Source organism: Streptomyces sp. NPDC007875 (genome assembly GCF_042868035.1).
In the GTDB taxonomy this organism is placed as follows: Bacteria; Actinomycetota; Actinomycetes; order Streptomycetales; family Streptomycetaceae; genus Streptomyces; species Streptomyces antimycoticus.
The window spans coordinates 1-17,060 of the sequence record NZ_JBIADZ010000007.1; the positions used below are offsets into that span (position 1 = coordinate 1).

Consider the following 17,060-nt stretch of genomic DNA (forward strand, 5'->3'; position numbering starts at 1 on the left):
TGTCGGTGGATTCGCTGGTGCTGCGGCCGGTGTCGGCCGAGCAGATCGGTGGTGCGCGGGGCGGTCGTCAGGACTCCCTCTTCCGCCTGGAGTGGACCGAGTTCGCGGCCGAGAAGGACGCGCGGGTCGGCGGCGGCTGGGCGGTGCTCGGTTCCGAGGCGCTGGAGCGCGGCCTCTCCGGCTCGGACGTGGCCGCGTACGCGGATCTGGCCGCGCTGGGTGCGGCGATCGAGTCGGGCGAGGCAGTGGCCGATGAGGTGCTCGTCGACTTCTCGTCCGACGGGGACGGCGGTCCCGCCGCCGTGCACCGGGCCACGGCCAGGGCGCTGGGGCTGATCCAGACCTGGCTGGCCGATGAGCGGTTCGCGGATGCGCGTCTGACACTGCTGACCTCGGGCGCGGTGGCCACCGAGGCCGCCGAGCCGGTGGCGGACCTGGCGGGCGCCGCCGTATGGGGTCTGCTGCGCTCGGCGCAGTCGGAGAACCCGGGCCGGTTCGTCCTGGTCGACGTCGACGGTGCGGCCGGTTCGTTGTCGGCGGTCGCGGGTGCGCTGCGGTCCGGTGAACCGCAGGTGGCCGTACGGGACGGGGCGCTGCGGGCGCCGCGTCTGGCGCGGGCCGCCGTGGACACCGAGCAGCCGCTCGATGTCGATGCCGAGGGCACGGTGCTGGTGACCGGTGCGAGTGGCACGCTGGGCGGTCTGCTGGCGCGGCACCTGGTGGTGGAGCGTGGGGTCCGGCGTCTGCTGCTGGTGAGTCGCCGTGGTGGCGAGGCTCCGGGCGCGGCCGAACTCAGCTCCGAACTAGCCGAGTTGGGCGCGAGCGTGCGCTGGGCGGCGTGCGATGTGGCGGACCGGGACGCGCTCGCCGCGACCCTCGCCGACGTCCCCACCGAGCATCCGCTGACGGCGGTCGTCCACACGGCCGGTGTGCTGGATGACGGTGTGGTCGGTTCGTTGACGCCGGAGCGGTTGGCGCGGGTGTTGCGTCCGAAGGTGGATGCGGCGTGGAACCTGCATGAGCTGACCCGCGAGCTCGACCTGTCGGCGTTCGTGCTGTTCTCGTCCGCCGCCGGTGTCTTCGGCAACGCGGGCCAGGGCAACTACGCCGCCGCCAACGCCTTCCTGGACGCCCTGGCCCAACACCGCCGGGCGCACGGCCTGGCCGGTACCTCGCTGGCCTGGGGTCTGTGGGCGGACTCCAGCGCGATGACCGGTGAGTTGGACGAGGCCGATGTGTTCCGGATGAGCCGGGGCGGCGTGGTCGCGCTGTCCGCCACCGAGGGCCTGGAGCTGTTCGACGCCGCGGGCCGCACGGACGAGGCGCTGCTCGTGCCCGTCCGGCTGGACCTGGCCGTGCTGCGCGCCGAGGCGGCGTCGGCCGGTGTGGTCGCGCCGCTGCTGCGGGGGCTGGTGCGGGTTCCGGCGCGGCGTGCGGCGGAAGGTGCGGCGGCGTCGGGCGCGCTGACGCGGCGGCTGGCCGGTCTGAGTGAGGCCGAGCAGCTCGACGCCCTGCTGGAACTGGTCCGTACGCAGGTCGCGGCCGTACTCGGCCATGACTCGCTGGACACCGTCGAACCGCATCGCTCCTTCCGTGAGCTGGGCTTTGACTCGCTGACGGCGGTGGAGCTGCGGAATGCGCTGGGTGCGGTGAGTGAGCTGCGGCTGCCCGCGACGCTGGTCTTCGACTACCCGACGCCGGTGGTGTTGGCGGAGTTCCTGCGCGCTGAGGTGGTGGGTGCGGCTGCTGCTGTGTCCGGGCCGGTTGTGGTGACGGCGGCGGATGATGAGCCGATCGCGATTGTGGGGTTGGGCTGCCGTTATCCGGGTGGGGTGGAGACTCCGGAGGATCTGTGGCGGCTGGTCATGGAGGGCCGGGACGCGATCTCCGAGTTCCCCACCGACCGCGGCTGGGACCTGGATGGGCTCTACCACCCGGACCCCGACCACCCGGGCACCTCGTACTCCCGCGAGGGCGGCTTCGTCGACCGGGCGGGCCACTTCGACCCGGCGTTCTTCGGTATCTCGCCGCGTGAGGCCCTCGCCATGGACCCGCAGCAGCGGTTGCTGCTGGAGACGTCGTGGGAGGCTTTCGAGCGGGCCGGGATCGCCCCGGGTGTGCTGCGCGGCAGCCGTACCGGTGTCTTCGCCGGTGTGATGTACCACGACTACGCCTCCTCGCTGCCGGCGCTCCCGGAAGGCGTGGAGGGCTTCGTCGGTACGGGTAATGCGGCGAGTGTGATTTCTGGTCGGTTGGCGTACACGTTTGGTCTTGAGGGGCCGACGATTACGGTGGATACGGCGTGTTCGTCGTCGTTGGTGGCGTTGCATCTGGCGGTTCAGGCGCTGCGGAACGGTGAGTGTTCGCTGGCGTTGGCCGGTGGTGTGACGGTGATGGCGACTCCGGCGCCGTTTGTGGAGTTCAGTCGTCAGCGTGGGCTTGCGGCGGATGGTCGGTGCAAGGCGTTCTCGGCGGATGCGGATGGCACGGGGTGGTCCGAGGGTGCGGGCATGCTGCTGGTGGAGCGGCTGTCGGACGCGCGGAAGAACGGGCATCCGGTGCTGGCCGTGGTGCGGGGTTCCGCGATCAACCAGGATGGTGCGTCGAATGGTCTGACGGCGCCGAATGGTCCGTCGCAGCAGCGGGTGATTCGTCAGGCGTTGGCGAATGCGGGTCTGTCGGCGTCCGAGGTGGATGCGGTGGAGGCGCATGGCACGGGCACCAGCCTTGGTGACCCGATCGAGGCGCAGGCGTTGATGGCCACGTACGGTCAGGAGCGGGATGCGGAGCGGCCGTTGCTGCTCGGTTCGATCAAGTCGAATATGGGTCATACGCAGGCTGCTGCCGGTGTTGCGGGGATCATCAAGATCGTGATGGCGATGCGGCATGGTGTGTTGCCGCGGACGTTGCATGCGCAGGAGCCGTCGCCGCATATCGATTGGTCGGCGGGTGCGGTGTCGTTGTTGCAGGAGTCGGTGGAGTGGCCGGAGGTGGGTCGTCCCCGGCGGGCTGCGGTCTCGTCGTTCGGCTTCAGCGGTACCAACGCGCACACGATCATCGAGCAGGCCCCTGAGCCCGAACCGGCGGAGGTTCCCACCGCCCCGGTCGCCCAGCCGTCCGTTCTGCCGTGGGTGCTCTCCGGCAAGAACACCGACGCGCTGCGCGCCCAGGCCGGGCGGCTGCTCGCCGACGTCGAGGGGCGGCCGGAGCGGTCGCTGACCGACTTGGCGTACTCGCTCGCGACCACGCGCGCCGCGCTGGACCACCGTGCGGTGGTCGTCGGCGGTGACCGGGTCGGGCTGGCTTCGGGCCTGGAGGCGCTGGCACGTGGCGAGTCGGCGGCCGGGCTCACCGAAGGCACGGTGGCGGACGGCAAGGTGGCGTTCCTGTTCACGGGGCAGGGCAGCCAGCGGCTCGGTATGGGACGTGAGCTGTATGACTCCTATCCGGTGTTCGCGGAGGCGCTGGACGCGGTCTGCGATGAGCTGGACGCGCATCTGGAGCGGCCGCTGAAGACGGTGCTGTTCGGGGCTGACGCCGAGGCGCTGGATCAGACGGGGTTCACCCAGCCCGCGCTGTTCGCGGTCGAGGTGGCGCTGTTCCGGCTGGTCGCGACCTGGGGTCTGAAGGCGGACTTCCTCTCCGGCCACTCCATCGGTGAGCTGGCCGCCGCCCACGTGGCCGGTGTCCTCTCCCTCGCGGACGCGGCGAAGCTGGTGGCCGCGCGTGGCCGCCTGATGCAGGAGCTTCCGGCCGGTGGCGCGATGATCGCTGTCCAGGCGTCCGAGGACGAGGTGCTGCCGCTGCTCACCGACCGTGTGAGCATCGCTGCCCTCAATGGGCCCACCTCCGTCGTCATCGCGGGCGATGAGGACGTGGCTCAGGAGATCGCGGCGGGCTTCGAGGAGCGGGGTCGCAAGACCAAGCGGCTCACGGTCAGCCACGCGTTCCATTCCCCGCGTATGGATGGCATGGTGGACGCGTTCCGCGAGGTCGCGGAGGGGCTGACCTATGAGGCCCCGCGCATTCCGATCGTCTCGAACCTCACCGGGAACGTCGTCTCCGCCGAGGAGATCACGACGGCCGACTTCTGGGTGCGCCATGTGCGCGAAGCCGTCCGTTTCCTCGACGGCGTCCGCACCCTCGAAGCCCAGGGCGTCACCACCTATCTCGAACTCGGCCCCGACGGTGTCCTCACCGCCATGGCCCAGGAGTGCGTCACCGACACCGAGGCCGACGTCGCCTTCGCCGCCGCGCTGCGCAAGGACCGCACCGAGGCCGAGACGCTGACGGCCGCCATCGCCCGGGCCCATGTGCGCGGTGTGGCAGTCGACTGGGCGGCGTTCTTCGCGGGAACCGGCGCCCAGCGCACCGAGCTGCCGACGTACCCCTTCCAGCGCGAGCGCTACTGGCTGGAGGCTCCCGCCGGAGCCGTGGGCGACGTGGTCTCGGCCGGTCTCGGCGCGGCCGATCACCCGTTGCTGGGCGCGGCGGTGGATCTGCCCGACTCCGAGGGCTTCCTCTTCACGGGCCGGCTCTCGCTCCGTACGCACCCCTGGCTGGCCGACCACGCCGTCATGGACACCGTGATGCTGCCCGGTACGGCTCTGGTCGAGCTGGCGGTGCGCGCCGGTGACCAGGTCGGCTGCGATCTGCTGGACGAACTGACCCTCGAAGCGCCGCTGATCCTTCCGGAGCGCGGTGGGGTACAGCTTCGGGTGGCCGTGGACGAGCCCGACGGCCCCGACGGGCGGCGCGCGCTGACCGTCTACTCGCGGCTGGAGGACGCCGCCGACGCGCCGTGGATCCGGCACGCCTCCGGTGTGCTGACGGTCTCCGGCTCCGCCGCCGACACCACCGGCACGGCGGAATGGCCCCCGGCCGCCACCGGGACCACCGACGACCTCGAACCGCTCGACGTGGACGGGCTGTACGACGGCTTCGCCGCGCTGGGCCTCGCCTACGGGCCGGTCTTCCAGGGCCTGCGGGCCGCCTGGCGGCGCGGGGACGAGGTGTTCGCCGAGGTGGCGCTGGACGAGGACCGGCAGGGCGAGGCCCGTGCTTACGGGCTGCACCCGGCGCTGCTGGACGCCGCGCTGCACACGGTGGCGCTCGGCGGGTTCTTCCCGGCCGAGGAGGCGGGCCGGGCCCGGCTGCCGTTCTCGTGGGACGCCGTACGGCTGCACGCGGTCGGCGCGACCGCGCTGCGGGTGCGGGTCTCCCCGGCGGGGCAGGGCGCGGTGGCGCTGGAGATCACCGACGAGGCCGGTGCCCCGGTGGTGTCGGTCGGCTCGCTGGCGCTGCGGCCGCTGGACGCCGAGCAGTTCGCGGCCGCGCGTACCGCACACCACGAGGCGCTGTTCCGTCTCGACTGGGCCGCGCTGCCCACGCTCGCCGAGCCGCAGCGGCCGGAGGACACCGCCCTGTGGGCCGTCCTGGACGGCACCGGCGGTGATCTGAAGATCACGGCCGCGCTGACGGACGCGGACACCGGTATCGAGGCCGAGACCTACACGGGGCTCTCCGCGCTCGCCGAGGCGGTGGAGGCCGAGGGGATCGCGCCCGATGTGGTCCTCGCACCGTGCCTGCCCGACCTGGGCACGCCCGGGGACACCGCGGGCGCCGCACACACCGTCGTCCGGCGGACGCTGGCGCTGGTCCAGGAGTGGATCGCGGACGAGCGGTTCGCCGACTCCCGGCTGGTCCTCCTCACCCGTGGCGCCGTGGCCGTGACCACCGGCGACGACACCGGGACCGAAGGGGCCGAAGGGACCGAGGGCGTGGACGACCTGACCCACGCCGCCGCCTGGGGTCTGGTGCGGTCGGCGCAGGCCGAGCACCCGGGCCGCTTCGTCCTGGTCGATGTCCAAGGCGACGTCGATGTTCAAGGAGACAGCGCCGCCAACGGCTGGCTCCCCGCCCTGGTCGCAGGGTTGCGGACGGACGAGCCGCAGCTTGCCGTCCGCGCCGGAACCGTCCACGCACCGCGCCTCGCGCGGGTGGCGGCCCTGGACGAGGCGGCCGTGCCCGGTCTCGACCCGAATGGCACCGTGCTGATCACCGGCGCGTCCGGCACCCTGGGCGGGCAGTTGGCCCGCCATCTGGTGACCGAGCGCGGCGCCCGGAGGCTGCTGCTGACCAGCCGCCGTGGCGCGGAGGCGGCGGGCGCCGCCGAACTGGCCGCCGAGCTCGGCGCGTTGGGCGCCGAGGCGACCTGGGCGGCGTGTGACGCGGCCGACCGGGACGCGCTCGCCGGCCTCCTGGCGGACATTCCCGCCGACCAACCCCTCACCGCCGTGATCCACGCGGCGGGCGTGCTGGACGACGGGATCATCGAATCCCTCACCCCGGAGCGCGTCGAGCGGGTGCTGCGGCCCAAGGTGGACGCGGCGTGGAACCTCCACGAGCTGACCCGCGGCAGCAATCTCTCCGCATTCGTGCTGTTCTCCTCGGCGGCCGGTGTCTTCGGCAACCCGGGGCAGGGCAACTACGCGGCGGCCAACACCTTCCTGGACGCCCTCGCCCAGCACCGCCGCGCCCAGGGCCTGCCCGCCGTCTCCCTGGCCTTTGGCCTGTGGGAGGACGAGGGCGGCATGGCCGCGACCCTCGCCGACGCCGACCGGCAGCGGATGAGCCGCGGCAGCATGGGCGCGCTGAGCAACGCCGAGGGCCTGGCCCTGTTCGACGTGTCCGCCCTCGCCGGACACGCGGTGCTGATCCCCGCCGCCCTGGACATCGCCGCCCTGCGCGCCCAGTCCACGGGCGGGGTCGCCCCGCTGCTGCGCGGGCTGATCCGCACCCCCGTACGCCGGGCCGCGGCCGGTGGCGGCGGGGCGGACGAGGCGGCGAGCCTCGCCGAGCGGCTCGCGGGCATGTCCGCGGCCGAACGGGACCGCTTCCTGCTCAACCTGGTCTGCGGCCAGGTGGCCACCGTGCTCGGCTACGGCAGCGCGGCGGCGATCGAACCCGGCGCGGCCTTCAAGGAGCTGGGCTTCGACTCGCTCACCGCCGTCGAACTCCGCAACCGGCTCGGCGCGGCCACCGGGCTCCGGCTGCCCGCCACGCTGATCTTCGACTACCCGACCCCCGACGCCCTGACCGACCATCTGCGCGCGGAACTCCCGCACGGGGACGGCGGCGGCCCGTCGGTGTTCGGCGAACTCGACCGCCTGGAAGCCGCCCTGGCCGTGGCCGCCGACGACAGCGTCACCCGCTCCAGGATCACCATGCGTCTCCAGGCGCTCCTGGCGAAGTGGAACGACGCCCAGGAAGCGACCGCAGGCGGCGACACCGACGACCACGACCTCGAATCCGCGACCGACGATGAGCTCTTCGACCTGCTCGACGACGAACTCGGCTCCTCCTGAACGGGAGCGTTCTGAACACATGAGCACCCCCTCCCTCTTCGCAAGGAGCCGACGCAATGGTGAATAACGAGGACAAGCTCCGGGATTACCTCAAGCGGGCCACCGCCGACCTGCGTCAGGCCCGCCGACAGCTGCGCGAGGTCGAGGAGCGGCACCAGGAGCCGATCGCGATCGTCGCGATGAGCTGCCGCTACCCGGGCGGTGTCCGCACCCCCGAGGAACTGTGGCGGCTCGTCCTGGAGGGCGAGGACGCGATCTCCGGCTTCCCCACGGACCGTGGCTGGGACGTCGAGTCGCTGTATGACGCCGACCCCGACCAGGCGGGTGCCAGCTATGTGAACGAGGGCGGATTCCTCTACGACGCGGGCGGCTTCGACCCCACGCTCTTCGGGATCTCGCCGCGTGAGGCCATGGCGATGGACCCGCAGCAGCGGCTGCTGCTGGAGACGACGTGGGAGGCGTTCGAGCGCGCCGGGGTCGACCCGACCGGGCTGCGCGGCAGCCGGACCGGTGTCTTCGCGGGCGTGATGTACCACGACTACACCTCGCGGCTCGACTCCGTGCCCGAGGGCGTCGAGGGTTTCCTCGGCACCGGAAGCTCCGGCTCCATCGCCTCCGGCCGGGTGTCGTACACCTTCGGTCTGGAGGGTCCGGCGGTCACCGTCGACACGGCGTGCTCGTCGTCGCTGGTCACCCTGCACATGGCGGTCCAGGCGCTGCGCAACGGTGAATGCTCGCTCGCGCTCGCGGGCGGGGTCACGGTGATGGCCACCCCCTCGACGTTCACCGAGTTCAGCCGGCAGCGTGGGCTCGCCGCCGACGGCCGCTGCAAGCCCTTCGCCGCCGCCGCGGACGGCACCGGCTGGGGCGAGGGCGTGGGCATGCTGCTGGTCGAGCGGCTGTCGGACGCGCGCAAGAACGGCCATCCGGTGCTGGCGATCGTGCGCGGAAGCGCCATCAACCAGGACGGTGCGTCCAACGGCCTGACCGCGCCCAACGGCCCGTCCCAGCAGCGCGTCATCCACCAGGCGCTCACCAACGGCCGCCTCTCCGCGGCCGATGTGGACGTCGTCGAGGCACACGGCACCGGTACGACGCTGGGTGACCCGATAGAGGCGCAGGCGCTGCTCGCCACCTACGGCCAGGAGCACACCGAGGACCAGCCGCTGCTGCTCGGCTCGATCAAGTCCAACATCGGGCACACCCAGGCCGCGGCCGGTGTCGCGGGCATCATCAAGATGGTCATGGCCATCCGCCATGGCGTCCTGCCCAGGACCCTGCACATCGACGAGCCGACCCCGCATGTCGACTGGTCGGCGGGCGCGGTGTCGCTGCTGGCCGAGACCACCCCCTGGCCGGAGACCGACCACCCGCGCCGGGCCGCCGTGTCCTCCTTCGGCTTCAGCGGCACCAACGCGCACACCATCCTGGAGCAGGCCCCCGCCGAGGAGACCGAGGAGGCCGAGGAGGCCACCGAGCAACCGGCCCCGTCGTCGAAGCGGCTGGACGTGGTGCCGTGGGCGGTGTCGGGCAAGAGCGCGGCGGCGCTGCGCGCCCAGGCACAGCGGCTGCTGGCGCGCATCGAGGCCGACCCCGGGCTGAGCCCGGTCGACGTGGGCCTCTCGCTGACCACCACCCGGGCCCAGCTCGACCACCGCGCCGTGGTGCGCGGCCACGACCGCGCCGACCTGCTGGCCGGGCTCACCGCCCTGGCCGACGGGGGTATGGCGGCGGGCGTCGCACAGGGCGCCGTCGTCGGCGGCCGGACGGCGTTCGTGTTCCCGGGGCAGGGGTCGCAGTGGGCCGGTATGGCGGTGGGGCTGATGGACGCCTCGCCGGTGTTCGCCGCGCGGATCGAGGAGTGTGCCGCGGCGCTGGCGGAGTTCACCGACTGGTCGTTGGTGGATGTGCTGCGCGGCGCGGAGGGCGCGCCGTCGCTGGAGCGCGTGGATGTGGTCCAGCCGGTGTTGTTCGCGGTGATGGTTTCGCTCGCGGAGCTGTGGCGTTCGCTGGGTGTCGTCCCGGCGGCTGTGGTCGGGCACTCGCAGGGTGAGATCGCGGCCGCGTGTGTGGCGGGGATTCTGTCGCTGCGGGATGCGGCGCGTGTGGTGGCGCTGCGGAGTCAGGCGATTGGCCGGGTGCTGGCGGGCAAGGGCGGCATGGTGTCGGTGGCGCTGCCGGTGGCGGAGGTGCGTGAGCGGATCGCGCGCTGGGGCGAGGAGCGGATCTCGGTGGCGGCCGTCAACGGGCCGTCGTCGGTGGTCGTCTCCGGTGAGCCGACCGCGCTGGATGAGCTGGTCGCCGCGTGTGAGGCCGATGAGGTGCGGGCGCGCCGGGTGCCGGTGGACTACGCCTCGCATTCGGCGCAGGTCGAGCTGCTCCGCGATGAGCTGCTGGAGCTGCTGGCGCCGGTGGAGCCCAAGGCGGCCGAGGTGCCGTTCCTGTCGACGGTGACGGGGGAGTGGGTCGAGGGTCCGGAGCTGGACGCCGAGTACTGGTTCACCAACCTCCGCCGCACGGTGGAGCTGGAGGGCGCGGTGCGCCGTCTGCTGGATGAGGGCTTTGGCGCCTTCATCGAGTCCAGCGCGCACCCCGTGCTGACGATGGGTGTGCAGGAGACCGCCGAGAGCGCGGGCCGTGAGGCTGCCGCGATGGGGTCGCTGCGCCGTGACGAGGGTGGCCTGGACCGCTTCTGGGCCTCGCTCGGCGAGGCGTGGACACGCGGCGTCGCCGTGGACTGGGAGGCGGTGTTCGACGGTACGGGCGCGGAGCGCGTCGAGCTGCCCACGTACGCCTTCCAGCACCAGCACTACTGGCTGGAGGCGGGCACCCCCGCCGCTGCCGCCACCGCCGCCGACCCCGTCGAGGCCCGCTTCTGGGAGGCCGTGGAGGGCGAGGACTGGCAGGCGCTCGCCGCCGAGCTGGACGTCGACGGCGATGAGCGGGTCAGCGCGCTGCTGCCCGCCCTGGCCACCTGGCGCAAGCAGAGCCGTGAGCAGTCCACGGTGGACGGCTGGCGTTACCGCGTCACCTGGAAGCCGCTCGCCGACGGGCAGCCCGCGCGGCTGTCCGGCGCCTGGCTCGTCGTCGCCCCGGCCGCCGAGGACATCTGGACCGACGCCGTGGCCGGTGTGCTCGCCGAACGCGGCGCCGACGTACGGCGGATCGCCGTGGACACCGACGCCGACGGCCGGGACGAGCTGATCGAGCGGCTGCGGGCCGCGCTCACCGAAACCGACGGCATCCCGTTCGCCGGAGTGCTGTCGCTGCTGGCCCTCGACGGCCACCCGCACCCCCATCACCCCTCCGTCCCCGCCGGGGTGGCGGCGCAGCTCGCGCTGGTGCAGGCGCTGGGCGACGCGGAGATCGGCGCGCCGCTGTGGTCCGCCACCCGTGGCGCGGTCTCCGTCGGCCGTACGGACACCCTCGAATCCCCCGAGCAGGCGCTGGTCTGGGGGCTCGGCCGGGTGGCCGCGCTGGAGCACGGCGAGCGCTGGGGCGGTCTGGTCGACCTGCCCGGGGCGCCCGACGAGAAGGCGTTGGCCCGGCTGGTGACCGTGCTCGCCGGGGCCGAGGAGGAGGACCAGGTCGCGATCCGCGCCACCGGGCTGCTCGTACGCCGTCTGGTGCGCGCCCCGCTGGCCGCCACGCCCGCCGTACGGTCCTGGGAGCCGGCCGGTACGACGCTGGTCACCGGCGGTACGGGTGCGCTGGGCGCCCATGTGGCGCGCTGGCTGGCCACCAACGGGGCCGAGCATCTGGTGCTCACCAGCCGCCGTGGCCTGGAGGCCCCGGGCGCGGCGGATCTGCGGTCCGAACTGACCGAGCTGGGCGCGAAGGTCACCATCGCCGCATGCGATGTGGCCGACCGTGCCCAGGTCGAGGCGCTGCTCGCGGACATCCCCGCCGAGCATCCGCTGACGGCCGTCGTTCACACGGCCGCCGTGCTGGACGACGGGGTGATCGAGGGCCTGACCCCGGACCAGGTGGACCGGGTGCTGAAGGTCAAGGTCGACGCCACCCGCCATCTGCACGAGCTGACCCGGGATCTGGACCTCTCCGCGTTCGTGCTGTTCTCGTCCTTCGCGGCCACCTTCGGCGCGCCCGGCCAGGGCAACTACGCCCCGGGCAACGCCTTCCTCGACGCCTTCGCCGAGCACCGGCGCGCCCAGGGCCTGCCCGCCACCTCGCTGGCCTGGGGCCCGTGGGGCGAGGGCGGGATGGCCGAGGGCGGCGTCGGTGACCGGATGCGCCGCCACGGCGTCATCGAGATGGCGCCGCGGTCGGCCGTCACCGCGCTCCAGCACGCGCTGGACCGCGACGAGTCGGTGCTGACCGTCGTCGACATGGAGTGGAAGCGCTTCGTTCTCGCCTTCACCTCCGGCCGCTCCCGTCCGCTGCTGCACGACCTGCCCGAGGCGCGGGACGTCATCCAGGACATGGCCGGGGACGCCGAGGCGGACGGCGCCGGCGCGGTCGCGCTGGCCCAGCAGCTCGCCGGGGTACCGGAGGCCGAGCAGGAGCGGCTGGTGCTGGAGCTGGTCCGCACCGCCGTCGCGGCCGTCCTGGGCTACGCGGGCGCGGACGACGTCGAGGCGGGCCGGGCCTTCAAGGAGCTGGGCTTCGACTCGCTGACCGCCGTAGAGCTGCGCAACCGGCTCAGCGCCGCCAGCGGGCTGAAGCTGCCGCCGACCCTGATCTTCGACTACCCCACCCCCACGGTGCTCGCGCGCCATCTGCGCACCGAGATCGCGGGCGGGCAGCGGGCGGCCGTGGCCGCGCTGCCGACCGCGGCGGCGCTCGCCGACGACGAGCCGATCGCCATCGTCTCCATGAGCTGCCGCTTCCCGGGCGGCGTGCGCACCCCCGAGGAGCTGTGGCAGCTGCTCACCTCCGGTGGCGACGCGCTGTCGGAGTTCCCGGGCGACCGCGGCTGGGACATCGAGTCCCTGTACAACCCGGACCCGGACGCGCAGGGCACCAGCTACACCCGCGAGGGCGGCTTCCTCACCGGGGCCGCCGACTTCGACCCCACCTTCTTCGGGATCTCGCCGCGTGAGGCCATGGCGATGGACCCGCAGCAGCGGCTGCTGCTGGAGACCTCCTGGGAGGCGTTCGAACGGGCGGGCATCGACCCGGCCACGCTGCACGGCACCCCGTCCGGTGTCTTCGTCGGCACCAACGGCTCCGACTACTCCATCGTCATGCGCAGCAACACCGAGGGCTACGAGGGCCACCTGGCCACCGGCAGCGCCGCGAGCGTCGTCTCCGGCCGCCTCTCGTACACCTTCGGTCTGGAGGGCCCGGCGGTCACCGTCGACACCGCGTGCTCGGCGTCGTTGGTGGCGCTGCACCTGGCCGTCCAGTCGCTGCGCCAGGGCGAGTGCACGCTCGCGCTCGCGGGCGGGGTGACCGTGATGGCCACCCCGGGCACCTTCATCGAGTTCAGCCGTCAGCGCGGACTGTCCTCCGACGGCCGCAGCAAGGCGTTCTCCTCGGATGCGGACGGCTTCAGCCCGGCCGAGGGCGTGGGCATGCTGCTGGTCGAGCGGCTGTCGGACGCGCGCAAGAACGGCCACCCGGTGCTCGCGGTCGTGCGGGGTTCCGCGATCAATCAGGACGGCGCGTCCAACGGTCTGACCGCGCCCAACGGGCCGTCCCAGCAGCGGGTGATCCGGCAGGCTCTCGCCAACGCCCGGCTGACGGCCGCCGAGGTGGACGTCGTCGAGGCACACGGCACCGGTACGACGCTGGGTGACCCGATCGAGGCGCAGGCGCTGCTCGCCACCTACGGCCAGGAGCGCCCCGAGGGGCAGCCCCTGCTGCTCGGCTCCATCAAGTCGAACATCGGCCACGCCCAGGCGGCCGCCGGTGTCGCGGGTGTGATGAAGCTCGTGCTCGCGCTGCGCCACGGCGTGCTGCCGGAGTCGCTGCACATCGTCGAGCCCACCCCGCATGTGGACTGGTCGGCGGGCGAGGTCGAGCTGCTGACCGAGGCGCGGGAGTGGCCGGAGACCGGCCGTCCGCGCCGGGCCGCGGTGTCCTCGTTCGGCTTCAGCGGCACCAACGCCCACGCCATCATCGAGCAGGCCCCCGCCGAGGAGCCGGACGAGGCCGAGCCGGCGACCCGGCGGCCCGGCGCGCTGCCGTGGACGGTGTCCGGCAAGAGCGAGGCCGCGCTGCGCGCCCAGGCCGCCAAGCTGCTGGCCCACCTCGACGCCGACCCGGCCCTGCGCCCGCTGGACATCGGCCACTCGCTGGCCACCACCCGCGCCGCCTTCGAGCAGCGCGCGGTGCTGGTGGGCACGGACCGGGACGAATTCGCCGGTGGTTTGGACGCCCTCGCTAGGGGGCAGGTCCTGCCCAACCTGGTGCAGGGGGCCTCAATCGGGGGCAAGGCCGCATTCGTGTTCCCAGGACAGGGGTCACAATGGGTAGGCATGGCCGTGGAGCTGTTGGATGCTTCACCGGTGTTCGCTGCCCGTATTGATGAGTGTGCCGCCGCGCTCGCAGAGTTCACCGACTGGTCGTTGGTGGATGTGCTGCGCGAGGCGGAGGGCGCACCGTCACTGGAGCGGGTGGACGTTGTTCAGCCGGTGTTGTTCTCCGTGATGGTTTCGCTCGCGGAGCTGTGGCGTTCGCTGGGTGTGCGGCCGTCGGCCGTGGTCGGGCACTCGCAGGGTGAGATCGCGGCCGCGTGTGTGGCGGGGATTCTGTCGCTGCGGGATGCGGCGCGTGTGGTGGCGCTGCGGAGTCAGGCGATTGGCCGGGTGCTGGCGGGCAAGGGCGGCATGGTGTCGGTGGCGCTGCCGGTGGCGGAGGTCCGGGAGCGGATCGCGCGCTGGGGCGAGGAGCGGATCTCGGTGGCGGCCGTCAACGGGCCGTCGTCGGTGGTCGTCTCCGGTGAGCCGACCGCGCTGGATGAGCTGGTCGCCGCGTGTGAGGCCGATGAGGTGCGGGCGCGCCGGGTGCCGGTGGACTACGCCTCGCACTCGGCCCAGGTCGAGCTGCTCCGCGAGGAACTCCTCGAACTGCTCGCGCCCGTGGAGCCCAAGGCGGCCGAGGTGCCGTTCCTGTCGACGGTGACGGGGGAGTGGGTCGAGGGTCCGGAGCTGGACGCGGAGTACTGGTTCACCAACCTGCGCCGCACCGTCGAGCTGGAGGGCGCGGTCCGCCGACTCCTGGACGAGGGCTTCGGGGTGTTCATCGAGTCCAGTGCGCACCCCGTGCTGACGATGGGTGTGCAGGAGACGGCCGAGGACGCGGGCCGTGAGGCTGCCGCGATCGGGTCGCTGCGCCGTGACGAGGGTGGCCTGGACCGCTTCTGGATCTCCGTCGGCGAGGCGTGGACACGCGGCGTCACCGTGGACTGGGAGGCGGTGTACGAGGGGACGGGCGCGGAGCGCGTCGAGCTGCCCACGTACGCCTTCCAGCACCAGAGCTACTGGCCGCAGGCGGCCGACACCCCGGCCGACGAGTCGGGCGCGCCGTCCGACGCCGTCGACGCCCGCTTCTGGGAGGCTGTCGAGCGCGAGGACCTGGCGTCGCTGGCCGACACCCTCGCGTTCGAGGACGACGGCGAGCGGTCCTCGCTCGGCGCCGTGCTGCCCGCCCTGGCCACCTGGCGCAAGCAGGCCCGTGAGCAGTCCACGGTGGATGGCTGGCGCTACCGCGTGACCTGGACCTCCCTGACCGAAGCCCAGACCGTGCGGCTGTCCGGGACCTGGCTGCTGGCCGTCCCGGAGTCCGCCGCCATCGACGACTGGACGCTCGGCGCGGTCCGGATGCTCACCGAACGCGGCGCCGAGGTACGGCAGATCACCCCGACCGCCGTGGAGTCGGACCGCGCGTCGCTGACCCGCCTGGTGCGCGAGGAGCTGGCCGACACCGCGACCGTCTCGGGTGTGCTGTCGCTGCTCGCCTTCGACCAGGGCATCGCGCCCGGCACCGACGGTGTCAACGCCGGGCTGACCGGCACCGCCGTGCTGATCCAGGCGCTGGGCGACGCCGGGGTGGACGCGCCGCTGTGGTGCGCCACCCGGGGCGCGGTCGCCGTCGGCCAGACGGACACCGTGGAATCCCCCGAGCAGGCACTTGTCTGGGGCCTGGGCCGGACCGCTGCGCTGGAGTACCCGGAGCGCTGGGGCGGTCTGGTCGACCTGCCCGGATCGCCCGACGAGCGGGCGCTGGCCCGGCTCGCCGGGGTGCTCGCCGGGACCGACGGTGAGGACCAGCTCGCGGTGCGCGCGGCCGGGGTGTTCGCCCGCAGGCTCGCCCACGCCCCGCTGGCCGGTGCGCCCGCCGTACGGACGTGGAAGCCGGCCGGTACGACGCTGGTCACCGGCGGTACAGGTGCGCTGGGCGCTCATGTGGCGCGCTGGCTGGCCACCAACGGGGCCGAGCATCTGGTGCTGACCAGCCGTCGTGGCCTGGAGGCCCCGGGCGCTGCCGAGCTGCGGGACGAGCTGACCGAGCTGGGCACCAAGGTGACCGTCACCGCATGCGATGTGGCCGACCGCAAGGCCGTCGAGACGCTGCTGGCCGCCATCCCGGCCGACCAGCCGCTCACCGCGGTCATGCACGCCGCGGGCGTCCTGGACGACGGTGTCCTGGACGCGCTCACCCCCGAGCGGTTCGCGACCGTCCTCGGTCCCAAGGCCGACGCGGCGCGCCATCTGCACGAGCTGACCCGCGACCTGGAGCTGTCCGCGTTCGTGCTGTTCTCCGGTATCGCGGGCACCCTCGGGGACGCCGGACAGGGCAACTACGCGGCGGCCAACGCCTATCTCGACGCGCTGGCCGAACAGCGCCGCGCCCAGGGCCTGCCCGCCACTTCGGTGGCCTGGGGCCGCTGGGGCGAGACGGGTCTGGCCGCCGACGGCGCCATCGGCGAGCGGCTGGACCGGGGCGGTGTCCCGGCGATGGCGCCGCACGCGGCCATCACGGCGCTGCAGCGGGCCCTGGACCACGCCGACACGGTCGTGGCCGTCGCCGACATCCAGTGGGACCCCTTCGCCTACGGCTACACGGCGGTCCGCCCCAGCCCGCTCATCGGCGAACTGCCCGAGGTCCGGCGGCTTCGGGAGACCGGCGCCACGGCCGGTGAGCCCGGCACGGCCTCGGACGGATCCCCGGCGGACACGCTGCGCAAGCGGCTGGCCGGGATCTCCCGGGCCGAACAGTCCGTGGTCGTCCTGGAGGTCGTGCGCACCAACGCGGCCGCCGCGCTCGGCCACCCCTCGACCGACGAGGTCGGCGCCGGGCGGGCGTTCAAGGAGCTCGGCTTCGACTCGCTCATCGCGCTGGAGCTGCGCAACCGGCTGACCGCCGCCACCGGGCAGAAGCTGCCCGCCACGCTGGTCTTCGACTACCCGACCCCGGCGGTCCTCGCCGAGTTCCTGTGCGGCCGGATCGTGGGCGACGGCGGTACGGCCGCGGCGCCCGGGCTCGCTGAGCTCGACGCGCTGGAGTCCGCGCTGTCCGTCCTCGACCCCGACAACGAGGCACGGGACGACATCGCGGCCCGGCTGCGGGACCTCGCGGCGAAGTGGGCGGAGCCCCGTACGGCCGAGGCCGAGGCGGCCGACGGCGAGGGCGGGACCGTGACGGAGAAGTTGCAGGAGGCGACGCCCGACGAGGTCTTCGCCTTCATCGACAAAGAACTCGGAATCTGAGGATCTGAAGGTCCCCGGG

Annotated in this window: 2 protein-coding genes; both read left to right on the top strand. The window is 73.2% G+C overall.

Going from position 1 to position 17,060, the window contains the following annotated elements; genetic code table 11:
• Window positions 1-7,367, top strand: a 7,367-nt coding sequence (locus tag ACFYOY_RS16380; RefSeq protein WP_388587645.1) for a type I polyketide synthase, incomplete at its 5' end; no start/stop codon positions are given.
• Between the two features lie 59 nt (window positions 7,368-7,426).
• A complete protein-coding gene (locus ACFYOY_RS16385) occupies window positions 7,427-17,041 on the top strand; it encodes a type I polyketide synthase (RefSeq protein WP_388587962.1) in 9,615 nt (3,204 codons plus the stop codon).
• Window positions 17,042-17,060 lie beyond the last annotated feature (19 nt).